Origin of the sequence: Thiobacillus sp. (assembly GCF_018780105.1) — a bacterium.
Taxonomy (GTDB): Bacteria; Pseudomonadota; Gammaproteobacteria; order Burkholderiales; family Thiobacillaceae; genus Thiobacillus.
Genome location: NZ_JADMKC010000002.1, coordinates 152,991 through 175,975 on the forward strand (window position 1 = coordinate 152,991; position 22,985 = coordinate 175,975).

At 60.0% G+C, this 22,985-nt stretch carries 22 protein-coding genes; 6 read left to right on the forward strand and 16 right to left on the reverse strand.

The window, feature by feature from the left end; genetic code table 11:
- Positions 1-140: 140 nt before the first annotated feature.
- From IV098_RS16330 to IV098_RS01250, 9 genes are all read right to left on the reverse strand, one after another.
- A complete protein-coding gene (locus IV098_RS16330) occupies positions 141-392 on the reverse strand; it encodes a M23 family metallopeptidase (protein WP_367114167.1) in 252 nt (83 codons plus the stop codon).
- Positions 287-655 (reverse strand): M23 family metallopeptidase, encoded by a 369-nt coding sequence (locus IV098_RS01215; protein WP_296885627.1) that lies wholly within the window; start codon positions 653-655, stop codon positions 287-289. Before IV098_RS01215 ends, IV098_RS16330 begins: the two co-directional genes overlap by 106 nt.
- Entirely contained in the window at positions 652-1,959 is a 1,308-nt protein-coding gene (locus tag IV098_RS01220) for a glycoside hydrolase family 3 N-terminal domain-containing protein (RefSeq protein WP_296885628.1), read from the reverse strand. Before IV098_RS01220 ends, IV098_RS01215 begins: the two co-directional genes overlap by 4 nt.
- Positions 1,956-3,260 (reverse strand): cell envelope integrity protein CreD, encoded by a 1,305-nt coding sequence (gene creD, locus IV098_RS01225; protein WP_296885630.1) that lies wholly within the window; start codon positions 3,258-3,260, stop codon positions 1,956-1,958. The genes IV098_RS01220 and creD overlap by 4 nt, the downstream gene beginning before the upstream one ends.
- Before the next feature lie 73 nt (positions 3,261-3,333).
- A complete protein-coding gene (gene creC, locus IV098_RS01230; RefSeq protein ID WP_296885632.1) occupies positions 3,334-4,776 on the reverse strand; it encodes a two-component system sensor histidine kinase CreC in 1,443 nt (480 codons plus the stop codon).
- Positions 4,773-5,462, reverse strand: a complete 690-nt coding sequence (gene creB, locus IV098_RS01235; RefSeq protein WP_296885634.1) for a two-component system response regulator CreB — start codon at positions 5,460-5,462, stop codon at positions 4,773-4,775. The genes creC and creB overlap by 4 nt, the downstream gene beginning before the upstream one ends.
- A gap of 84 nt (positions 5,463-5,546) precedes the next feature.
- Positions 5,547-5,873 (reverse strand): hypothetical protein, encoded by a 327-nt coding sequence (locus IV098_RS01240; protein WP_296885636.1) that lies wholly within the window; start codon positions 5,871-5,873, stop codon positions 5,547-5,549.
- A 12-nt stretch (positions 5,874-5,885) separates the two neighbouring features.
- A complete protein-coding gene (locus IV098_RS01245; protein WP_296885638.1) occupies positions 5,886-7,133 on the reverse strand; it encodes a diguanylate cyclase in 1,248 nt (415 codons plus the stop codon).
- 209 nt (positions 7,134-7,342) lie between these two features.
- Positions 7,343-8,557: an HD-GYP domain-containing protein gene (locus tag IV098_RS01250; RefSeq protein ID WP_296885640.1), complete on the reverse strand. Its 1,215-nt coding sequence runs from the start codon at positions 8,555-8,557 to the stop codon at positions 7,343-7,345.
- A gap of 239 nt (positions 8,558-8,796) precedes the next feature.
- Between IV098_RS01250 and IV098_RS01255 the strand changes: the two genes are divergently transcribed.
- Positions 8,797-9,042 carry a hypothetical protein gene (locus IV098_RS01255; RefSeq protein ID WP_296885642.1) on the forward strand — a complete coding sequence of 82 codons (246 nt, stop codon included), beginning with the start codon at positions 8,797-8,799 and terminating at the stop codon, positions 9,040-9,042.
- A gap of 293 nt (positions 9,043-9,335) precedes the next feature.
- Here the strand turns inward: IV098_RS01255 and IV098_RS01260 are convergent, their stop codons facing one another.
- The gene (locus IV098_RS01260) at positions 9,336-9,635 is read right to left on the reverse strand and encodes an HU family DNA-binding protein (protein ID WP_296885644.1); all 300 of its coding nucleotides are present in this window, start codon (positions 9,633-9,635) and stop codon (positions 9,336-9,338) included.
- A 251-nt stretch (positions 9,636-9,886) separates the two neighbouring features.
- The gene (locus IV098_RS01265; RefSeq protein ID WP_296885646.1) at positions 9,887-10,555 is read right to left on the reverse strand and encodes a glutathione S-transferase family protein; all 669 of its coding nucleotides are present in this window, start codon (positions 10,553-10,555) and stop codon (positions 9,887-9,889) included.
- A gap of 160 nt (positions 10,556-10,715) precedes the next feature.
- Here IV098_RS01265 and IV098_RS01270 point away from each other — a divergent pair, with 160 nt between their 5' ends.
- Positions 10,716-11,042, forward strand: coding sequence for a hypothetical protein (locus IV098_RS01270; RefSeq protein WP_296885648.1), 327 nt, complete (start codon positions 10,716-10,718; stop codon positions 11,040-11,042).
- A gap of 25 nt (positions 11,043-11,067) precedes the next feature.
- Here IV098_RS01270 and IV098_RS01275 read toward each other — a convergent pair whose 3' ends face one another.
- Both IV098_RS01275 and IV098_RS01280 read right to left on the reverse strand, forming a co-directional pair.
- On the reverse strand, positions 11,068-12,168 hold the full coding sequence (locus IV098_RS01275; protein WP_296885650.1) for a thioredoxin fold domain-containing protein: 1,101 nt from the start codon (positions 12,166-12,168) through the stop codon (positions 11,068-11,070).
- Positions 12,169-12,302: 134 nt separating this feature from the next.
- Positions 12,303-13,190 carry a secretin N-terminal domain-containing protein gene (locus IV098_RS01280; protein ID WP_296885653.1) on the reverse strand — a complete coding sequence of 296 codons (888 nt, stop codon included), beginning with the start codon at positions 13,188-13,190 and terminating at the stop codon, positions 12,303-12,305.
- A 313-nt stretch (positions 13,191-13,503) separates the two neighbouring features.
- On the opposite strand from IV098_RS01280, the gene IV098_RS01285 reads away from it, so the two are divergent.
- Positions 13,504-15,360 (forward strand): AAA family ATPase, encoded by a 1,857-nt coding sequence (locus IV098_RS01285; protein ID WP_296885654.1) that lies wholly within the window; start codon positions 13,504-13,506, stop codon positions 15,358-15,360.
- A 108-nt stretch (positions 15,361-15,468) separates the two neighbouring features.
- Positions 15,469-16,416: a hypothetical protein gene (locus tag IV098_RS01290; RefSeq protein ID WP_296885656.1), complete on the forward strand. Its 948-nt coding sequence runs from the start codon at positions 15,469-15,471 to the stop codon at positions 16,414-16,416.
- A gap of 80 nt (positions 16,417-16,496) precedes the next feature.
- Here IV098_RS01290 and IV098_RS01295 read toward each other — a convergent pair whose 3' ends face one another.
- Together IV098_RS01295 and IV098_RS01300 are read right to left on the reverse strand one after the other, a co-directional pair.
- A complete protein-coding gene (locus IV098_RS01295; RefSeq protein ID WP_296885658.1) occupies positions 16,497-17,618 on the reverse strand; it encodes a Fic family protein in 1,122 nt (373 codons plus the stop codon).
- Between the two features lie 52 nt (positions 17,619-17,670).
- Positions 17,671-17,829, reverse strand: coding sequence for a hypothetical protein (locus IV098_RS01300; protein ID WP_296885660.1), 159 nt, complete (start codon positions 17,827-17,829; stop codon positions 17,671-17,673).
- Between the two features lie 1,220 nt (positions 17,830-19,049).
- Here IV098_RS01300 and IV098_RS01305 point away from each other — a divergent pair.
- Together IV098_RS01305 and IV098_RS01310 are read left to right on the forward strand one after the other, a co-directional pair.
- Positions 19,050-19,355, forward strand: a complete 306-nt coding sequence (locus tag IV098_RS01305) for a c-type cytochrome (protein WP_296885662.1) — start codon at positions 19,050-19,052, stop codon at positions 19,353-19,355.
- Positions 19,356-19,370: 15 nt separating this feature from the next.
- On the forward strand, positions 19,371-20,678 hold the full coding sequence (locus tag IV098_RS01310; RefSeq protein ID WP_296885663.1) for an FAD/NAD(P)-binding oxidoreductase: 1,308 nt from the start codon (positions 19,371-19,373) through the stop codon (positions 20,676-20,678).
- Between the two features lie 313 nt (positions 20,679-20,991).
- On the opposite strand, the gene IV098_RS01315 is transcribed toward IV098_RS01310, so the two are convergent.
- A complete protein-coding gene (locus IV098_RS01315) occupies positions 20,992-22,881 on the reverse strand; it encodes an EAL domain-containing protein (protein WP_296885665.1) in 1,890 nt (629 codons plus the stop codon).
- Positions 22,882-22,985: the final 104 nt, after the last annotated feature.

Genomic DNA, 22,985 nt, shown 5'->3' on the forward strand with positions numbered 1-22,985 from the left:
AGGAGGGCGTTGAAGGCTACTTAGGACTGGCCACCGGACATCTACATTGCATGCAGTAATTGACCGCTTGTGGCCGTACCGGCACTGAGTGCCCGGTTCGGTGACCTTCGGCTTGAGATTCGTTGTTGCCATTGGGTCTGCTACGTCGATTGGTCTCCGAGCAGACGATCCGGATTGCGATAGAGCATCCGCTTCCACCCCTGTTCGACCAGCCGGATGTCCCACGGTCGGGGAATCAGCGTGAGTACCGAATAGTGGAGGTGGGCAGGCCGTCCGACGGCGTCGCCTACCGCGCCGACCGATGCGCCGGCTGCGAGCCAGCGGCCTTGCCGGGCGTCGATGCGGTTGAGGTGCGCGTAGTAGTGCAGCCAGCCGCGCGGGGTGATGAGCAGCGCGACGTGCCACCCAGCGAAATGTTTCCTGTGTAGAGCACCAGTCCGGATTGGGCGGCGGCGACCGGCGTGCCGGTGCGGGCGAAGATATCGATGCCTTTGTGCACGCCGGAGGCGCCCCAATTGCCGTGCCAGAAGCTGGCCGGGTTCCAGTCGCGGCGGGCGGCGCCGGCCACGGGCTGGACGAAGGCCCCAGCCGGGGCGAGGGCTTCGATCAGGGCCAGCAGCAGAAGGAACGGCCACAGTCGGCGCGGGACCTTCATGTCCGGCTTTCCGCTGGCGATACGACGCTTCGGCGCCAGGGCGGGTTCTGGAGCCGGCGTCGGCTTTCGCTCAGATCTGGCAATCGGCCGGCAGCGTCGGCGCGGTGCAGGCAATCCATGACAACGTAGTACTTAGTCCAGTCGTACGCGACCAGCAGCAGGTCCTGGCCGGCTTCGAGCGCCTCCAGCGAGGCGCGGCACAGGCCGCGGTCGTAAACGGCGGCCATGGTCATGTCGTCGCCGATCAGAATGCCGTCGTATTGCCAGTGTTTGCGTAGCAGGCCGTTCAGTACGGGTCGCGACAGGCTGGCGGGACGGCTCGGGTCGATGGCGTCCAGGGTGGCATGGCCGACCATCAGCATGGCCGGCGTGCGTTCTAGCACATGACGGAACGGCAGCCAGTCACGCGCGGCCAATTGCTCGGCTGGCGTGCTCAGATGTGCGCTACGCAGATGCGTGTCGTCCCGGGCGTCGCCCAGGCCGGGGAAGTGCTTGAGCGTGGGCGTGACGCCAGCTTCGACAAGGGCTTGGCTGTAGGCGAGCGCGATGCGCGAGACGGTGTCGGGATTGGCGTCGATGGCGCGGTCGGCGATGCGGGTGTACCGGTCGAACGGGCTGGGCGGGCGGTTCGGTTTGAGGTCGACCACCGGGCTGAAATTGACGTTGATGCCCAGCCTGACAAGGTGCTCGGCCTGCATACGGCCATATGTCGCGGCGAGGCGTTTCGCATCGGGCCGGCCGGCCAGTGAGGACAGCGGCGGCTGGTAAGGGGCGATGGGCGACAGCCTGGAGACCGGTCCGCCTTCCTGATCGGTGGCGATCATCAGGGGCGGCAGGCCGGCGTCGCGGCGAATGGCTTGTAGCCCGGCCAGTTCCTCGCGCAGTTGCGTGGCGGTCTTGCCGGCGATGTTGCGGCGGGTGACGAACAACCCGCCGATCAGGCCGTGCCGGACCAACTCGCGTACGTCGTCCGGCGTGGCGTAGCCGATGATCAGATGCTGGCCCAGGGCGGCCAGGCGAGCTGGTTCGCGTTGGGCCGCCTGGAGAACCGCGTTGCGAACGGACCATGAAGCGTAGAGGGTCTGCCCAGCCAGTCCGGCCGCCGCCAGCCAGGCCAGGACGAAGAGAGGTCGGAATCGGGCGCAATAGCGAAACAGGACAATGGCCAGCGCGAGGCTAAGCGCGACCAGCAGGGGCGCCAGCCAGTCGCGCACGGCGGCGAGAGCCGGGTCCGACAGTTTCGCGGCCAGGACCAGGCCGGGCAGGCTCAACAGGCCAGGAAAGCGCAATGGCCTCCGGTTCATGCTTCGCCCTCCGTGTTGGTTCGGCCGGCAATGTTCCAGTCCAGTTTGCGGGTCAGCCACATGGTCAGCGCGAGCAGGCCGAAGATGAGCCAGGCGCCCATAAGCAAGGCGTAGTCTTCCGAGGCGAGCAGCATGTACAGGCCGGCGTAGAGCAGCGCATAGCCGCCGCCCAGCACGGCGGCGCCTGTCCAACTGCCGACCAGGGAGCGGCCGTAGGCGGCGATCATGGCGACGCAGGCGCCGGCGGCGGCGAGGTAGGCGTTGAGAAAGGCGATGTGTTCGGACAGCGCGAGCAGCAGCAGGAAGAACAGCACCACGGCGAAGCCAATCAGCAAATATTGCAGCGGATGCACGGGCTTCTTCTTGACCATTTCGAACAGGAAGAACCCACCCAGGGTGAGCAGCACGAACAGGAATCCGTAGCGCACGGCGCGGTCGGTCTGGGTGTAGGCGTCGACCGGGTCGATGAGCGAGACGCCGAAGGCATTGGCGAAGGGGGTGCCGTCGAGCTCGGTGAGCATCTTGTCGCCGCCGGTGGCGAAGTCGCTGACCCGCCAGCGGGCGCTGAATCCCTTGCTGCCGACTTCGCGTTGCTCGGGTAGAAAGCGGCCGTCGAAGCTGGGATGCGGCCAGGCGGATTTCAGTTCGAGGTCGTTCTTTGCGGCGATGGGCACCCAGTCGAAACGGCCGCTGCCGCCGACGTCGAGCTGTACGGCAAGGCGCATTGGCTGGGCAAGTTCGGCCAGATCGAGTGGAACCTGAAAGCCGTTATTGATGAGCTTGCTGGGCGTGCCGGGGCGAGTGGTTAGATCGCGGCCATCGGCGGTGCTGACGCGCACGGATTTGATGCCGCGCGGGTCGCTGACGCCGAACACCAGCGCGGCGGATTCGATGGTCTGCTCCGGCCCGGGCTGGAAGGCGGGAATGACGGCCTGCAATTGCAGTGCGGCCGAGTAGATGTTGGCGCGGTAGATGCCCCGGTAGCGTTCCGAGACGCCCAGCGTGCCCTGGCCGGTGACGCTGTCCGGGCGGATCAGGCGCGAGCAGTCGTGTTCGACGGTGCGGCGCCGGCTGCCGCGTTCGTCGGTTTCGACGACGGTCTGCGGCTCATGGCATTTCACCCACAGCAGCGGGCCGATGAGTTGCTGCTCGCGGGCGTACTGGTCGGCGATGTTCTGGACGACGCTGTCGCGCGTGGCACGGCGCTCGGCGACTTTCCAGGCCACCTGGCTGACGGCAAAGATGAGAATCAGCGCCAGCAGGGCCAGCGCGAAGAGTTTGGTGTTGAGCAGCTTGCCCATGAGGGTCTCCTTGAATTGCGACGACCGAAGCGTGCCGGCGCCGTGTGGGAGATTCGTGTGGGCTGTGTGTGGATCAGGTGTCTTTTGCGGACGGCAGGTCGAGGCGGGCTTCGGCGCCGCCGTCCGGATGGTTGTCGAGAACGATGTCGCCGCCGTGCAGGCGGGCGGCTTCGCGCACCAGGTTGAGGCCGAGGCCGCTACTGCGTTCGCCGCTGTCGGGGCGCGGCGTGGAGTAGAAACGTTCGAACAGGCGTGGCCGGGCGTAATCGGGAATGCCCGGACCGCGATCGCGGATGCGCAGGCGCGCGCTGCCGTCTGCCGTTTCCAGTTCGACCGTGAGTGTGCCGCCAGCTGGGCTGAAGTCGATGGCGTTGTCGATCAGGTTCGCCACGGCCTGACGCAGCAGGAAGCGATTGCCGGACACCTCGGCCGGCGCCAGTTGGATGTCGAGGCGCAGTTCCCTGGCGGCGAGGCGCGCGGCGCGGGTGTCGAGCACGTCGGCTACCAGCGCGTCGAAGGCGATGCGCTCGACCTCGTCGAGACGGTCGCGGTTTTCCACGCGAGCCAGATTCAGCACGCCTTCGACGATGCGTTGCAGGCGCTCGGATTCGGCGGCGATGTTGGCTTCGAGGCGCGCGCGCCGGCCGGCGTCGGTTTCGTCGGGCAGCAGTTCCACCGCGCCGCGGATGGCGGCGATGGGGCTTTTCAGTTCGTGCGCCAGCAGCTGCGAGACTTTTTCGACATGCGCTTTGCCGTCCAGCTCGGCGCGCAGGTGTTCGAGCGCCTGCGCGAGGCGACGCAGCTCGCCCCGGCCTTCGACCGGTATGCGCGCGCGCCGGCCGTCAGCGACTTCGTCGGCGTGGCCGACCAGACGGCGCAGGTCGCGCGTCATCCAGTAGGAAAAACCGAGCGCCAGCAGCATGGCCAGGCCGAACAGCCACCAGGCCGATTGCCAGGCCTTGGCCACGGTCAGGTCGATGAAGCCCTGGAACGAGCGCGACGGCTTGCCGACCGAGAGCACGCCGACGATGCGGCCCTCGCGCAGGATGGGCGCGGCGACGTACATCACGCTGCTGGTGCCGTCGTATTCGTTTTCGCGCGTGGTGCGGGCGCCGTATTCGCCCTTCAGGGTGCGGCTGACGTCGATCCAGCGCGAATAGTCCTTGCCGACGTCGCGGCCGGTGCTGTCGAAGACGACCCGGCCGGCGGCGTCGGTGACGTAAACGCGCAGGTCGGGCTCGCTCTTCAGCACGCCGTAGATGCGCGCGTCGAAGCGGCGCTTTTCGTAAGCGCGGAACATGGCCTCGATGCCTTCCACGCTGGTTGCCTTCCCCTGCACATGCGCCATTTCCCCGGCTGCCATTTCGGCCATCAGATTGGCGGTCTGCACCAGGGTTTCCTCTACCGACTGGCGCACGCCCGGCACGAGCTGGTCGGTGAACAGCTTCATCGCCAGCAGCACCGCCAGCGCGGTGACGACGACGTAGCCGACGAAGTAGCGTACGAAGAAGTTCAAGCGCCGTCCCGTGCCAGGCTGTAGCCGAGGCCGCGATGGGTGCGGATGAGGTCGCTGTCCGGCGCGGCCGCTGCGACCTTGGCGCGCAGGGCCTTGATGTGCGTGTCGACCGAGCGTTCGAGGCTGGCCTCGGCCAGGCCGGCGGCGTCCATCAGCTCGGCCCGGCTGAACACCTTTTCCGGGCGCGCCGCCATCGCTTTCAACATCAGGTATTCGGTGCGGCTCAGGTCGAGAGGCTGACCCAGGCAGACGATGCGGGCGCGTTCGTCGTCTACCTTAATGAGGGCCGTTGCCGCAGTTGCATTTGCACTGACTGCGCCATTCCGGCTGCGCCGCAGAATGGTCTTCACCCGCGCCGCCAGTTCCCGCGGGCTGAACGGTTTGAGCACGTAATCGTCGGCGCCGATCTCCAGGCCCACCACGCGGTCGATTTCGTCGGAGCGGGCGGTGAGGAAGATCACGGGAATATCGGAAAAACCGCGCAGCGTGCGACACACATCAAAACCGTTTCCATCCGGCAACCCCACATCCAGGATTGCCAGATCGAATTTGCCCGTGGCCAGCAGGGCCAGCCCCTCGGCCGCGAGCGTCGTATGGCGGCAGCCCATGTTTTCCCGCGCAAGGGCGAGCATCACATTGTCGGCGATGGGCTTGTCGTCTTCTACCAGCAGGATGGAAACGGTCATGAGATGGGCATGAAGGTGAGGTACGCCCAGTTTAAGCCGAACCCGGTTGTCGCGACGTTCCAGGCGTTGACCAAATAAACCGGCTCACGCCTGCCAAACCCCGTACCCGGCTTCACGAAAATCAATCGCCAGTTCCACTTCCAGGCTGCGTGCGTGGTCATACGACATCGGTTTATACAGTTCGTACAGCTCGGGCAACAGGCGCAGTCCGAATTGTTTGACGAAGCGGTTGGACTGGATGCCTGCCTTGTGTTTGTCGAAGCGCACGTCGGGATCCAGTCCGGTCATGCCGACGTAAATGCAGGGCTTGCCCGTGATGTAACCGGGGTTGGCTTTCTTGAAGCGGCCTTCGTATAGAACGTCTTTCGACAGTTCGATCACATAGACGTGATAGTGGTCCCGGCGTCCCATGGCCCGCGCTGTTTACACGCCTGAAGTCCCGGCTTCCCGGACGGTGCGCTTGCCTTCGCGTTTCGCCGCGTAGAGTGCCGTGTCGGCCTTCTTCAGCAGATCGTCCAGGGTTTCTTTGCCGTTGTCGGTGCAGCACATGGCCATTCCCACCGAGGCTCCGATGTGTGCGACGCCCCCGCCATCCAGCGGAATAGGCAGGCACAAACTTTCCACCACGCGGCTTGCCACCTCGCGCGCAGCTTCTGCACTGTCGACCTGACCCAGCACGATGATGAACTCGTCGCCGCCGAAACGGGCAATCACATCCGACTCGCGCAGCAACTGCAGCATCCGTTCCGCCGATTTCACGATCACCGCGTCGCCTGCCGCATGCCCAAACTGGTCGTTGACTGCCTTGAAATCGTCCAGATCGATGGCCAGGACGGCCATCTGTTTGCCTGAACGCTTCGCCCCCGCAATCAGCCGCTTTTCGTTCTGCTGCAGGAAGCGCCGGTTGGCCAGACCCGTCAGCGGATCGTGCAGGCTGAGTTGCCTGATCGTTTGCTCGGCATCGATCCCTGCCCTGATCAGGCGAAGGGTTTCCCGGTATAGCCCGAACAGCACCAATCCCGTCCACAGCCCGGTTATCCCCAGCAGCGCAGACGACAGGTTCTGAACGTGAATGCGTGATTTTTCACGCGCTTCCAGCTGGTTCAGTTCTTCGCGTCCGGTCTCGATCAGGATGCGGTGGATCTGGTCGATGGCGGACTTGTCGAATCCGCCCAGCTCGCGCTCCGGCGGGGTGGCGGTCACATTCGCCTGTGCGCCTTGCTGGAGGGCATCGAACCCCGTCTCCAACGCCGACTGCAATGCCGGCAGCGGGGCGAGGCGGGCAGTCTGAACCGTATCGCCGCTGAGCAGCACGATCAGTTGTTCGGCACTGGGGCACGAAGACTGGCGACAGATCAGCTTGGGGTCAAGATTGGCGGGGTTCTGCGTCTCGGCATATTTGCGCACCGCGTTGTCGAGGTTGAGCAGGTAAGTGCGCAGCGAGTCAATGTACGCGATGACCAGCCGCGTGTGGTCCACCGAGCGGACGGCTGCTTCCGAGCGTTGGTGCTGGTAGACAATCAGGGCGATCAGGACCGTGATGATGAGGGCGAAGATCAGCAGGCCTTTGTGAAGTACCCGTCTGAAACCGGCAAAGACGGATCCATTGATGTCAGTTTGCATGTGTGGCGTGCTCAAAGTCGTGTTACGTGCGGCGTCGGCGCGAGCCATCAGGGCATTCTCGCTCTGTGGCAATAGATAAGAGGGCTGAACAGGTTTGCCAGCGGTGTGGCGGCGATGGCGGACGAAAAAACGCCGGCATCGGACTGAATACTAACGGGCATTTACAGCTATGCAACAAGCCTCATGGCATAGGGGGTGCAGACCGACAGGATTAGGTAAAAAGATATCTCGGGTTCAAACGTCGCCTGATCGTCGCATTAGCTTACCCACAGGGCGTCCAGATTCTTGATGCCCCATTTGGCTGCGTCCTCGCGGCTGACGATTTTTTCCAGCGTGCCCGGATGCGAAAGATCGATCAGCTCCGGCACGATGTGGGACAGCGACCGGGTCGAGAAAAACACTTTCACGCGCGGTGCTAGCAGCGATTTCTCCGATTGCTCCAGCACCACGGCCAGACGTCCGGAACTCAGTTTCACCAGCGAGCCGGTCGGGTAGATGCCGATACTCTTGATGAAGGCCTGAAACACGCGTTCGTCGAAGTGGCCGTTGCTCCATTCGGTCATCTTGCGGATGGACTCGGCCGGATCCCAGCCAGCCTTGTAGGGACGGTTGGAGGTGATCGCGTCGTAGACGTCGCACACCGCGCCCATCTTGGCGAACAGGCTGATTGCGTCGCCCTTGAGCTTGTCCGGGTAGCCGCTGCCGTCGACCTTTTCGTGATGATGCAGACAGACATCCAGCACGATGGCGCTGGCGGTCTTGCCTTCCACCAGCAGGCGGTGCCCTTCGACCGGATGGCCCTTGATGACGCGGAACTCGTCGTCGGTCAGCTTGCCCGGCTTGTTGAGCACGTCCATCGGCATCATGGCCTTGCCCAGGTCGTGCAGCAGCCCGGCCATTCCCGCCTCGCGCACTTCCTGTTCTTCCAGCCCAAGCTGCCGCGCCAGCGCCACCATCAGTGCGCAGACTGCGACCGAGTGCATGTAGGTGTAGTCGTCGGCGGTCTTCAGCCGCGCCAGACTGATCAGCGCGTTCGGATTGCGGAGCACTGACGAAGAGATTTCCTCGACCAGTTCGCCCGCTGCTTCGGCATTGATCGCATTGCCCATACGTACTTCGCGGAACATGGAAACCACGGCTTTTTTGGCCGTGTTGCAAATCATGGCGGCGCGCTTGAGTTCGTCGCTCATAGAGGCCGGCTTGGGCGGCTCGACGCGCGGCTCCACCGCAACCGCGGTCAGCACTTCGGCCACCGAAGCGGCAGACTCGGCCTCGGTTTCGCCAGGCAGGTCGCCTCCCTTGGTGGTATCGATCCACACCTCGGTGATGCCGCTGCCGAGGATGCTCTGGATGTCCGCCGCGTCGGTCAGGGTGAACTTGCTGCGCCAGAACGGGTGTTCCATCCACGAGCCGCACAGTTCGTGCAGATGCATGCCCAGTTGCAGGTCTTTGGATTGGATTTTTTTCAGCACGGTGTCGGGTCGGGAGATCGGGTTTAACAAGCGTGGCGGTCATGACTCATCGGACAGGCTGTGGCTTTCTTTCGCCGAACGGCCGGAATTGTCGAAACTTTTTTACATGGTGAGACGCTTTAGCGGATAGTCAAAATCTATCAATAATCAATTATCTTATTAATCATACATATATGTTGCGGTTAAAATTTCTGGTGTGAATATTGCGTTTGCGCCTCGCTGTGTCAGCTCTGTGACACGTGCCGGGTCACAGTCAGACCGCCGGTTCGCCCAGCTCGACCGGCACTGCGATGGGCGGCGCCGCCTATTCGTTTGTGGTCACCCATACCGAAACCGCAAATGCCGGCCCCTGCGCAAACGGCGCCAACTATGCGGGCATCAACCTCAACGGTTGTGTCGCCAAAGTCCTCGTCGAACTCCTCACCCCGATGGCGTTCTCGTTTGGCGGCGTCGACTGCAGCATGAGCGTCGGCTTCTATCCCTAGGCGGCACGGGCTCCTCGGCGTCCGACTATTGGACCAAGGAAAAAGCGACCAACACGGCCAATCTGTACGCCGTGTTCACTGCCGCCGCGCCGAAGCGGCTGGCCGGCCGCTTCAAAAAACAGCCCCGCTGGATAGGCCAGCGGGGCTGTTTTATTTCCGGGGTTTGTTAGGTGCGCATTTGCAGCAGGCAGGGGCGCGCACCGCATCGCGGATCAAGCGCCCATGAAAAAGCCACCCCGGATGAGGTGGCTTGATGATCGGGTGGCCTGCAGGATGCCAGGCTTGCCGGATACTTACTTCTTCTTGGCAGCAGCCTTCTTGCCTGCGACGGCGGCCTTGAAGCCAGCGCCAGCGGTGAAGCGCGGCACGGTCGAAGCAGCGATCTTGATCTCGGCGCCGGTTTGCGGATTGCGACCGGTGCGGGCAGCACGCTTGGACGACTTGAAGGTGCCGAAACCGACGAGGGTCACGGTATCGCCTTTTGCCACGGTTTTAACGACGGCTGCGAGGATGGCGTCCAGTGCTTTGCCAGCGGCAGCTTTGCTGATGTCGGCTTCGGTTGCGGCGACATCGATCAGTTCGGATTTGTTCATGTATACCCCTTGGTTGATTTTGGAAAGAAGGTGCCAAATGCGTTCAAGCGATCCGGGCCATTGGCAGGCGGGCCTGCCTCCCTCTGATACGCCGCGATGATTATCGGCCTATCTGCGCCAATATTGAAGCCCTGAATCGCCCTGTTTTGCAGGAGATTTCAAAGTGTCGGCATAATCCAACGCCCGCGAAGCCGCGCCACACCGCCTGCCGCCCCCCTGGTTCCCCGTCTGGCGGGCGATTCGGCCGGTTTTCATTCCGCTTTGCGCTCGAATTTTTCGATCCGTTCAACCTCCGCCACCGCATCGTTTACCCAGGCCTGCAGCGGCGGTAGCGCCAAAATGGCCTCGGCATAGGCGCGTGCCACGCCTTCCAGCGCCACGCCATAGGTCTCAAAACGCAGCACCACCGGTGCAAACATCGCATCGGCAATGCCGAAACGCCCGAACAGAAAATCGCCGCCATGACCATAACGCGCGCGGCACTCCGTCCAGATCGCCAGAATGCGTTCGATATCCGCCAGGCAATCCGGCGTGCGCCCCTGGCCCGGGTAGCGCGCGCGAATGTTCATCGACATGTGCTCGCGTAGCGCGCCGAAGCCGGCATGCATCTCCGCGCTCACCGAGCGCGCCACCGCCCGCGCCGCCGCATCGGCCGGCCACAATTCATGTTCGGGGAAACGCTCGGCGAGATATTCGCAAATGGCCAGCGAATCCCACACCCGGATATCGCCCTCGTGCAGCGCTGGCACCTTGCCCGATGGCGACCATTTCGCCAGATCGATTTCCGACCCCGGCACGTACAGCGGGATGCGCACCTCATCGAAAGGAATGCCCGCTTGACGCAACAGCAGCCAGGGCCGCATCGACCAGGACGAGTAGTTCTTGTTACCGATGACGAGGGTAAGGGTATGAGCAGGCATGGTGGATGGGTTCCCGGATCAGTCTCTGGAAGGGGGCGGAAGGTGAAATCCGCGCCCGGCTTTTTCCCTCAAGTTGAGGGTTCGGTTCAGGGCATAATCTAGCAGCCTTGCGCCCTGGATTGAATGACGAAATAGCAGAGCCGGCAGGCTGGATAAACCGATGAAAACCATCACTCACTTCAAGGGGGAAAGTATGAAGACGCAAATTGCACGCCTGTCACCGCACCAGAACGCCAAAGTATTCGGGGTGCTCACCGCGCTTGGCTCACTGGTTTTCCTGATCCCGATGGCGATCCTGGTTTCGTTCATTCCGCCGGGCGTCGATGCCGCCGGCAATCCGATCAATCAGCCCTCGCCGGTGTTTTTTCTGTTTCTCCCCATCGCCTACCTGGTGATGGGTTACATCATGACCGCGGTGGGTTGTGCGCTCTACAACTGGTTGTACAAATACCTCGGCGGCATCGAGTACGAATCGCGCGATCAATAAGCGGCTCAAGCCGGGGCAGCAACAATCATTGAGCCGGGCTTTTTGATTCCGGCTTGATGGGTTGGGCGGCGACCGGCTCATCGGCGTAGCGCCAGATGTTCACGTCCCGCCCGGTCTCGCGGATGTGCTCGGTCTTGGCGGCGAGAAAACGCTGAAAGCTGGGTTCCGTGCGATAGGCCTTCGATTCGACGTAGTCGAACATGCCCAGGGTGTGAAACACGCGGAACGACGATTCCCAACGGATGACTTCCTTGCCGGCGGCGTCGAACAATACGATGCCGGGGGCAAAGTTGACGCCGAGCTGGCGGACCCAGTCGCGCACCGGCATGCGTTTTCCTTCCGGCGTGGTGATCACGGCGCGCGACCACATGTCGAGCTGCACACTGTCGAATTTTGCGATCACGGCGCGAGTTTCCGTGTCGGCCAGCACGCGCCGGTGCAGCACCTCGCAGTCCGGGCAGTCCTTCTGCTCGAAGAACACAGCGAGCGGCTTCGGTTGTTTGCCGCGGCGACGCAGATCGGTGGCGTTCTGCAGGAAGAAGTCCTGCTTGATCATCTCGCCCGAAGCCTGCTTCGGCACTTCTCGCGCGGCGACAAAATCGCGGAACGCCAGCTTGTTTTCATGGCGTCCGCCCACCCAGTCGAGCGCCGCTTGCAGGCGCGCCGGCGGCACGTAGCCGTTGAGCCGCAGCAGGGTTTTGCCGGACTCGTCGAAGAACACCAGGCTGGGCGTGAACTGGATCTTCTGCGCCGCGCTGTAATCCTTTTCGGTGAGGGTTTTGCCGTCCAGCCCGACAAGCTCCTTGTCGCCCCAGATGTTGATCACGACGACATCGAATTTTTCCCGCATCGTCGACTCGATCTCGCGCTGCGACAGATTGCGCTCGACCAGCGCCGAGCAATACGGACACCCGTCCTGGGTGAACATCAGGATCACGCGCTTGCCGTGCTTGCGGGCCTCGTCGATGTCTTCCCGCAGATGCAGGAAGCTGTCCTTGAACCAGGCGGGATACTCGGTCGTTTTTGCGCCGTAGTAGGCACCCATTTTTGCAGCCGGCGCGGGTTCTGCGGCGTGCAGGGAAAATCCCGAAAGCAGCGCAAACAGAAAAGGCAGATAGCGGGTCATTGTGGCGGTCTCCATTCGTTTCGCATCAGTATGGCCGATGCGCATTGTTGTGTTGCCTGGTGCGGAAAGTCGGCGAGTGGTTCAGGGCCTTCCGTGATTTTATAAAGCGTGAAATCGATCCCTTCGGCCGCCGCTCACTCGACTCCATCGACCTTGAGCCACACCTGACCGGTTTCGCGTGTATTGCTCTGGCCTGCGCCCAGCAGGCGGCGATGGTCCTGCTGGTCCTGCGTGTCGCCGCTGCCGAGCGCGATCCATTCCCCCAGACGGCCACTGATAGTGGTGTGCAGTTGCTGCCCGACCACGCTTCGCGGCGCGGTCGCGTCGAAGGTTTGCTGAACCGGATGAATCTCCAGCGTGACGCGGTCGCCGATGAGCTGCGGCGCAACATAAAAGCCGCTGCCGGCGCTGTAGAACACGACGCTTTCGCGCACCATCCGGCCATGGGGGCCGACGACGGTCTCGCGCAGCGTGAGCGGCAGTTCGACGCCAGTCTGGATCATTGCGCGGCCACCATCGGCCACGCGCACCTGCTGGCTCACCCGGCTGCTCTGATCGAGGCTGCGGTCGTCGAGCCGCGCGCCGATGTGCGAATTGCCGTCGCCGATGTCGATTTGCGCGCCGCCCCGGCCGCTGGGCGGAACGGCGATGTCGACGTTGTCGGTATCGATCCTGCCGTGCAGCCCGAACGACTGCTGCTCGCGCGAGCGATCCAGGCTTTGCCGCACCGTAATGAGCAGCTGGCGCGGCGCAACGTCGATCGCCGCGAGCGCCTGCCGGATCTGGGCGCGGTTGGCGGGCGACGCGCGCAGGATCAGGTTGCCCTGCATGCCGGTGAGCGCGCCGCCGGGCTCCAGAAACGGTTGCAACCTGGGGATCACTTCTTCCGCCGTGCGATGTTGCAGCGGAATGATTTCGAGCGTGTCCCCGGCGCGGGCGAGACCGGCGAGCGCAAACAGACAGAACAATGCGGCGACGAAACGGATGTGAATGGCGAACTCCTGGCGACGACGTTCACGCAAAGTCTAGGCCGAAACCGCGTCGGGGTGAACGTGAGGGTGGGTGCTCAAGCGAGCTTCACTTTTTCGCTTTGCCTGGCGCAGCGGACAATTGTTCAAGTTGTGTTTGTGTTCACGTTACGTGAACGTTGTGGATTTGTGAACGGCAGGCCAAGGCGCTTGCCGCTGTGGGCATTTGGTTACTGATCCGCGCCAATTTGCGTCATATTCTGAGGCGGATAGGCTCGGAACCGTGGTTTGCCCCCAATTGTTTCCCATTTATTCACTTAATATATTTGTGCTGCCCAATAAACACATAACTGACAGGTAAGGCCGTATGCTAATTACACAATTCACAGTACCAATGGAAGACTTGCAGGATGACGGGCTGAGCCCAATCAACATGCACAAACTAGGTGGCTTTGTGGCCTTAGCTGGGAAAAATGGGGCGGGGAAGTCGAGGGTTCTCTCAAAGCTAGAATTCTATGTTGGAGCACGAAAAAATGGCATCGGCAATGTCGCTGCATGGCAGCAACAAATAATTGGCGCTGAAAGGGCAATTTCAAGCCGGCCATTAAATGATCCAAATCAACAGGCTTGGAAAGCGCAGGTTGAATCCTGTAAGCAACAGATAACCATAGTTACCGAGAGAATCATCGTGCCACAGAGCTTACCGATTAGCTCAGTGCGTTTTGTTCCAAAGAATTTGAACTTAACAGACCCAAGAAACCAGGTTAAGGCAAACCTTCACCACTACTTCAACCAAGCAAGCGTCCCCGGCTTGGATGATTTTGAGAATAAGTGCTTCTCTTACATTCAAGGACTCCAAGATCGAGAATGGGAAAGCACACACCAGCGTTCAACTATCGCAAAAGATGAAGTGAACAAAGTTGTTCAGGAATACGCAAAGCTTACAGAGCTTATAGAAAAACTCTTAAAAACCCAGCTGGGCCGATCGATAGATGGTAACGCAACCATTTTTGGATACCCCCTTGCAGAGGCGAAGCTATCTGACGGGCAAAAAGTACTTTTCCAACTCGTCGTTGCTTTGCATGCTCAGAAAGACACGCTTGAGAACACAGTGTTCATAATGGATGAACCCGAAAATCACCTGCACCCTTCTGCGTTAATCGAATTTCTCGATGCCTTATCCGGTGTTGCAGCAAATTGCCAATTCTGGATCGCAACACACTCAGTTCCTTTATTGTCGTACGTGGCTGGTAAAGAGCCAATGTCGATTTGGTATGTTGAAGACGGCAAAGTGAGTAATGCGGGAAGGCATCCGGAGACTGTGTTACGTGGCTTGCTAGGTGACGAAGAACAAGTAGCCAGATTGCATGACTTCACGGCTCTTCCTGCACAGTATGCAGCAATCAATTACTCGGTAGAGAGTCTTCTAGCCCCATCCGTTGTGACTAGCGGAAAAGATGACCCTCAGGTCGCCCAAATTGGTGAATTAATTTGGCAAGGCACATCCGAGAGAAAAATCTCACTGCTTGACTTTGGCGCTGGTAAGGGAAGGCTTCTATCGGGGTTGGCTGAACTCTTGGAGAGCTCCGGTCAATCGATTCAAGACAGAATCGATTACATGGCTTTTGACGTGATTCCAGATAACCGGGCATTTTGTGAGGCTTCAATCCAAACAGAATACGATACTGAAATTCAAAGATGCTTCTCGAGCAGAGAGGAATTTTTCTCCCACCATGCAGAGGAATGCATCGACGTTACGGTCTTATGTAATGTTCTGCACGAGATTACGCCGAATGAATGGACCTCTATCTTTAACGGTGGCTCACTTATACAGAGGGCGATGAAGGAGACGGGATACCTATTGATTGTGGAGGATCAACGGATTCCTACTGGGGAAAAAGCTCACCAGTTTGGATTTTTGGTATTAGACACGCCACACCTTAGAACGCTCTTCTCCGTTACGAATGACGACTGCATAAACAAACGGTTTATATCAAACGATTACCGGAAAGACGGGAGGTTAAAAGCCCATCTCGTTTCAAAGAGCCTCTTGTCGCGTGTCACTTCGGAGACCAGAAGAAAAGCGATAGAGGAGTTGAAAGCAACCGCGAAAGACCAAATCATCATCCTGCGCGCCAAGGCGCCCAGTTTTGCGGCAGGTCAGATGCACGGCTTCTGGACCCAGCAATTTGCGAATGCATCCCTTTTTCTAGAACAAGCTTAAGAGGATGTCGCGACTGCGACAAATTAAATTCATCCATAAGCAAACGAGGACGCCACTCTTCTTCGTTGCCGCTGGTTAACCAATTTGTTAGAACATCCAGGAATCACCGTGAGCATTCTAAAGAACGCAATCGATTCAATAGCTGTAGGACTCGAGGACTATTCTTCACCCGATCAGCGTCGAGTTATTTCATGCACGAGAAATGTATTTGCGGGAATTCTGCTCTTGTTTAAATACAAGTTAAGCATCCTCAGTTCCCCAGGCTCTGACGAGGCACTGATTAAACAGCGTGTATTGCCAGTTCTGGATGAAGGCGACCGCTTAGAATGGAAAGGCAAAGGCACTAAAACCGTTGATGTCCAAGGCATTAAGGAACGGTTTGAATCTCTCAATATCGATGTCGATTGGAAACGAATCGAAAAAATCAACAATTTCCGGAACGACATTGAGCATTATTTCAGCAATCTAAAGCACGAAGCCATTCGTTCCCTGATATCAGACTCCTTCGTAATCATCAACGACTTTATTCGCAAACACCTCGATGAAGATCCGAAGGCATTATTAGGGGATGGCGCGTGGGCTGTGCTGATTGAAGTAAATGAGGTGTACGAGAGAGAAAAGGATGAGTGCACGACAGCTCTTCAATCGCTGAGTTTTTTTGATGGCGAGATCCTCGCTGCGTTTGACGGCTATTCATGTGATGAATGTGGTTCTGGGTTGATCATGCCATCCGTTCGCGAGGGCGAAGCGACCGATGCTAATTACATATGCAAGTCGTGTGGAAAGATTCTCCCATATGAAGATATGGTGCGCGGAGCCGTGTCGGATCGTTACAGTTATGAGATGTATTTGTCACACACAGACGGAGGAGATTCGCCCTTGGCGGACTGCCCTGAATGCAGTGGCATTTACCTCTACGCGCAAAGCATCTGTGCAACTTGCGGGCATACCGCTGAACATGAATGCCAACGGTGTGGTTCGACAATCAGGCCTGAAGAGCTATCTGACGAATCATTCTGCGGATACTGCTCATATGTGATGTCTAAAGATGACTAATGGCTGATACGGGTAATAATTATCCGGGGACGGACCACCGTTTCGCGTGAATAGGGGCAACGTTTCGCACTTGCCTCGACCTACCACGCCACAACATACCCGCTACTCCGCCCGCCCTTGTCCGTAGGAACCAGGCATCCCTTCTCAACCATCTCTGCCAGTTCCCGATAAGCCGTCGTACGGCTGGTTTTGGTCAGGCTCATGTACTTGCGGGTGTTGATGCCGCCTTCGAATCCATCGGGGCCGGCGTCGAGCAGGCGGTTGAGCGCTTTGCGCTGGCGGGTGTTGAGCGGGGTGTTCTGGTGGCGCAGCCAGAAGCGGGCTTTGGCCAGGGTGTTGGCGACGGTGGTCTCGGCGGCGCTGGCGGCCGCGGCGACTTGCGCCAGAAACCAAGCCAGCCATTCGGTGACATCGAGCCCGCCGCGCTGGGTGCGTTCGAGGATGGCGTAGTAGCTTTCGCGTTCGCGCAGGATTTGGGCAGACAGGCTGAACAGCCGCATCGGCTGGCGTTCGTCCTGCGACAGGGCCATGTCGGTGAGGGCGCGCGCAAGCCGGCCGTTGCCGTCTTCGAACGGGTGCAGGGTCACAAACCAGAGATGCGCCAGGCCTGCGCGGACGAGGCCGTCCATGCCGGCGGGTGCATGGGTAAACCAGTCGATAAAAGTTTGCAGTTGCGCGTCCAGGCCGTCGCGCGGCGGCGCGATGTAGTGCACGTGTTCCCTGCCGACTCCGCCAGAGATGACTTGCATGGGCGCTTCGCCGCGCAGTTCGCCGACGCGGATGGGGTGCAGCCCAGAGCGCCCGGTTGGGAACAGGGCGGCCTGCCAGGCGCACAGCCGTTCGCTGGTCAGCGCCTGATCGTGGCGCTGGGTGGCATCCAGCAGGATGTCGATCAAGCCATCCACGGCGCGCGGCGGCGCGGGCATGCCGGCGGTGGGCAGCCCCAGGTGGCGCGCGACCGAGGAGCGCACGGCATCCACATCAAGCTGTTCGCCCTCGATGGCGCTGGTGGTCAGGCCGTCTTCCACCAGGATGCTGGCCACGGCTTCGAGGTTCAGGCTGCTGTCGAGCAGGCGCGCTGCGCCGAGCACCTTGCCCTGGGCCAGCCGCGCCTGGGCCAGAAGCGGAGACAAACCGGCTTCATTCCAGCGAAACTGCGGCCAGTCGGCTTGCTGCCAGATCCAGGTTTGAGGCGTTTGCATGCTCTAATCGCTCCATATTGTGAAGCGATTATGGGCTGTAATCGCTCCACGCTCAAGCTGCCAGGCCGGCGAGGATGGCCTGCTTGATCGCTTCGTTGCGGCCCAGTTCCAGGCGGGTGGAACCGTGATCTGGCCCAATTGTTCCAGTTTCCTTGCTTGGAAGTTTCGGTTCGGCTTTGTCGCTGGAAGCAGACGACATGGTCTGATTCATACAGAAGCCGATATCCCTCCGGCACCTGTCTCCGTCAAGCGACAAGTCGGCCGGTGCAGAGTCGGTCAAGCTGGATTCCAAACCCACGTAAACCGTATATCTATATGATTAAATTTAAAAAAACTGACTTGGCATGGTCGTAGCTCAGTCTTGCGTACCTGCTTAAGTGCCTCAGTGCCTCTGCATTCGTATTCATTCATGAAACAGAAGGTCGAAGGCCAAGGTCAGATCATTCCTTTGAGAGCCGCGTTCTGAAACTGTCTTGCCTTTAACGGCATGATCTCAACCAGACCGACACGCAACCCATGTCGCTGAAAGCAGACAAAAAAAGCCTTGTTAATACAATGGGCTTATATAAACCGCCCGAAATCTGTCTCCATCAGGCGACAAATTGGCCCACGCAAAGCAGCCCCCCACGGAATCCAATCCCATCTGAATCACTCATCTATATGATTTTTATGCTGAAAAATTCCCTGGCACGTTCTTCGCTCTCTGCAAGCGAGGCTGAACCGCGTCAAATCGATCGGCCGGGTAAATTCTGTCGTTCAAATCGATGTGGCATTCACCCACAGTGACATGTGGTTTGCAAAGTTGTGATGCAAGGATTTTTAGGAACAAAGATGGGCAGGAAACGAATCACCCTATCACCGTATGGATGCGCATCGTGTGTTCAGGCCGTGGTGGATCGCTGCGGTCTGACGGGTTACAAAATGCGGTATGTCGTTAACGCACCGCACCATTGCCAGGATTTCAAGAGAAATGAAAGCAGGGTTGGTAGCGATCCTGGTCATTTGGCAAGCCACGCCATTCGACCAGCCGTACGAACCTGATAACGAAATTTGTTAAGCGTTGAACGGTGAGTCTAAAGACGGTTCAAGGTAAAAACGTCAGGACAAGGTTTGGCTTGAAGGTATCGGCTTCAGTTTACCGGCGGATAACCACTCAGTGGGGCCAAGGGGTGCGGAGTAGGATCGGCTCTGCCAAGTGAGGCGACATCCTTGTCCAACACATGCCAGCCCACCATTCGAGCCATACGAACTCGCAAGGCGATGAACCAGCAAATGAAGTCTCTTTACGTGCCGCCTTTGCAGCGCGATGAAGGTTGAAATAATTATCCACTATGTTGTAAAGGTTTTTACTCGCCTGCCGTTGAGAGCACTGCCTCAATGGCATGCATGGCAGGTTCCCTCAGTCGTCGTTAATTCTCAAGGAATAATCACATGGATATTTCCATTCTTACACGCGCCGTGCTGGCTGGCACCGCGCTTCTGGTTGCCGCTGTGCCGACCAGTGCCGCCGAGCCGGGCCGCCTGCTGGCATCCCAGTGCGCCCAGTGCCACGGCACCAACGGTGCCGGTCCAGGCTTCGAAGAAATCGCTGGCAAGGATCTCTTCAACGACCTGATCGACATGAAGTACCGACCCATCGAAGGCATCATGGACCGTCAGGCCCGCGGCTATACCGATGAACAATTGCGGCTGATCGCCGATTACCTGTCCACCCTGCCCGGCAACGGCGACGATTAATTCCGGGAGGAAAAAATGAAGAACACCCTGAACAGAAGACAGTTCCTCAAACTGGCCAGCGCGATGACAGCCCTGGCCGCAGTTCCCCGTGTAGTCGGCGCGGCAACAACAGCCCCCCGTGTGGTCGTGGTCGGCGGCGGCTTCGGCGGCGCCACCCTGGCCAAGTATGTGCGCATGTGGGGTGGCAACGTGCAGGTCACCCTGGTCGACGCCAACCCCAACCACGTTTCCTGCATTCTCTCCAACCTGGTTGTCACCGGCGCGCTGCCGATGAGCCGGATTACCCTGGCCTTCGATTCACTGAAGGCCAACCACGGCGTGACCGTGATGCAAGGCCGCGCGGTCGCCATCGATGCCGCGGGTAACACGCTGACGGTCAGCACCAGCAGTGGCAACAAGGTGCTGCCTTACGACCATCTGGTGCTATCGCCGGGTATTGATTTCGTGCCGGCGGCAGGCAACTGGAGCCCGAATCTGACTCCACATGCCTGGCAGGCCGGTCCCCAGACCACCCTGCTCAAGAACCAGCTGGCGGCGATGAGCAGCAACGATACCTTTGTCATGACGGTGCCGAAAGCGCCTTATCGCTGCCCGCCCGGACCCTACGAACGGGCCTGCGTGGTAGCCGATTACCTGAAGCGCAAGGGTCGCACCGGTGCCAAGGTCATCGTGCTGGACGCCAACGCCAGCATTACTGCCGAACCGGAAGCCTTCGGCCATGCTTTCAACGTGACGCATGCCGGGGTCATTCAGTATGTTCCCAACGCGACGGTGCTATCGGTGGATTCCAGCACGCGTTCGATCGTGACCAGCGCCAAGACCGTCAACAATGCCAAGGTGTTGAACTACATTCCCAACCAGCGCGCTGGCGCGATCGCCGCGACCCTGCCGCTCAACAGCACGGGCTTCGTTGCGGTTGATCCACTGACCTATGGCATCGCCAGCTACCCCAACATCCATGTCATCGGGGATTCATGCGCCGTTCCATCCTCCGACGGCAAGGCGGTGCCCAAGTCCGGTCACATGGCCAACTCGGAGGCCAAGATCTGTGCCGATGCGATCATCCGCTCTTTCACCGGCGAGGCGCCGGATGAGGATATCGCGACCAGCTCCGCGTGCTTCAGCCCAATCACCAACAAAACGTCTTCCTGGCTGTCCACCAATTTCATCTACGGTGACATCTTCGATGCCAGTGGCAACGTCAAAGGCAAAGGCATGCACCGCGTAGATGTTGGCGAAGCGGCAGCAGACATGGTTGATGGCGACAGCTACCAGGACATGTTCATCTGGGCAGACAGCATGTTCGCCGACAGCTACATCTAACTCCCGTGTTTCTGCCTAACTCAGGCAGACCATGGGGCGGTGGCATGGGAGGTCACCCCTCCCATGGACAGCGACTCAACTGATACGGCCGACCGGGCACCCGGTTTGGCCGTTTTTTCATTACGGGAACAGCATCGAGCTGGTATCGACCCGCGGAACGCTGGGGACAGAGACAATAGGGAACAGACCACTGTTTCAAAGGATTTAAGGGATCGGCATCGCTTTCTGTTTTGCCGGCAGCCCATTCTCGTGTCCAGTCAGGTGGCTCGCGGGTGCAGCTTGATGCGCCGCAGGCCCGGGTCGCGGGAAGTGTTCAGCGGGGCTCCTGCATCCCGGCGCTACGGCGGATGAATTCCGCGCAGGCTTCGGCCGGCATGGGGTGGGCAAAGTGATAACCCTGGGCTTCGTCGCAGCCATACTCGCGCAATAACTTGATGACCGATGGGTCTTCGACGCCTTCAGCGATCGTGCGCAAGTGCAGGCTCCGGGCCATCTGGGCGACGGCACGCACGATGCTCGCACTGCCGGTGTTGCGCGCCATGTCGCGGATGAAGGACTGATCGATCTTCAGCTTGTCCACGGCCAGATCCCGCAGGTATGACAGACTGGAATAGCCGGTTCCGAAATCGTCGATGGACAGCTTGACGCCGAGGACTTTGAGGCGCTGGAAGAGTTGCAGCATGTGCGCCGTGTCCTGCAGCAGGATGGATTCGGTCAGCTCGAGTTCCAGCCAGTGCGGCGCCAGTCCCGAGTCGTGCAACGAACGGCCGATGGTTTCTTCCAGATTGCCGCGGCGGAACTGGACGGCTGAAAGATTCACCGCAATGACCATCGGCGGCAGCCCCTCAGCCTGCCAGGCGGCGGCCTGGCGGCAGGCTTCGCGCAATACCCACTCGCCGATCGGCACGATATTGCCGCATGCCTCGGCGATGGGAATGAAACGCCCGGGCGGTGTCATCCCGAGTTCAGGATGGTGCCAGCGAATCAAGGCCTCGACGCCGACGATGGCGCCGCTTGCGAGGTCGACCTGAGGCTGGTAGTGCAGCACGAATTCGTTCTGCTCGATAGCCCTGCGCATGTCGGTACGCAATTGCAGATGCTCGGCAGAATCGAGGTTCATGCGCTCGTTAAAGAAGCGATGGGTGTTCCGCCCTGCATCTTTGGCATGGTACATCGCGGCATCCGCCTTGCGGATGAGCTCATCCGGGTCGGTTCCGTCGGCTGGGAATGCGGCGATTCCCAGCGAAAGCGAGACTGACAGGGTATGGCCGTCTACCTCGAATGGCGCTTGCATGGCCTGCGTGATTTTATCGGCGACCGCGCCGATCGCATCGGTACCTGCCGTCTCGCCCAGCACGACCAGAAATTCGTCGCCGCCCTGGCGCCCGATGCTATCGGTCTCGCGGAAGCATTGCGCCAGCCGGGCCGCGACCATGCTGAGCAAGGCATCGCCGGTGGCGTGGCCGAGCGTGTCGTTGACCAGCTTGAAGTTGTCGATATCCAGGAACATCAACGCACCGCTGGCACTGTCGCGCTGCGCGCGGGCGATGGCCTGCTCGAGGCGGTCGCGCGTCAAGGCGCGGTTGGGAAGGTTCGTCAATGCATCGTGGCTTGCCAGAAAGGCAATGCGCGCCTCGGATTCCTGCCGGGCGAGGACGATGCCGATGAGATGCGAGCCGATCTCCAGCAGCTTGCGGTGAAACATGCCGGGATGTCGATGCTCGAAACTGGACAGCGCGAACGAGCCGATGACCCGCCCCCCAGAGGTGCGGATGGGCATGGACCAGCAGGCGCAAATATTGAAATCCAGCGCGAGTTGCCGGAGATCACACCAGCGCGCATCCGTCAGCGTATTTTCCACGAACATGGGTTCCTGGCGGTACACCGCGTTGCCACACGAGCCCGCGCCGGGGCCCGGCTTCATGCCGTTGAGCCGGGCAATCGCTTCGGGTGTCACACTCGGGGCCGCCATCACATACAGCAAGCCATCCTGTTCGTTCAGCAGCATGCAGGATGCGACCGAAGCAGGCACCGCGCTTTCTGCCAGTTTGCAGATGTCTTCGATCACCTTGATCGGATTTTTTCCCAGCGCGACGTCTTCCAGCACCGATTGCTGGATATGAATGGTGCGTTCCTGCTCATGTGGGGATAGGGCCGTATATTCGACCGGGTCGACGGGGTTGTTGAAGGCGGGCCTGCTCATGGTCCTGAACCAGTGCGTTGGATGATCGTCCGCGTGTTAACGGCTTTTGTCGCTTATTCCTGAGGGCGGATGCGCAGGTCCGCTGCGCGCATCGCTGCTTTTCG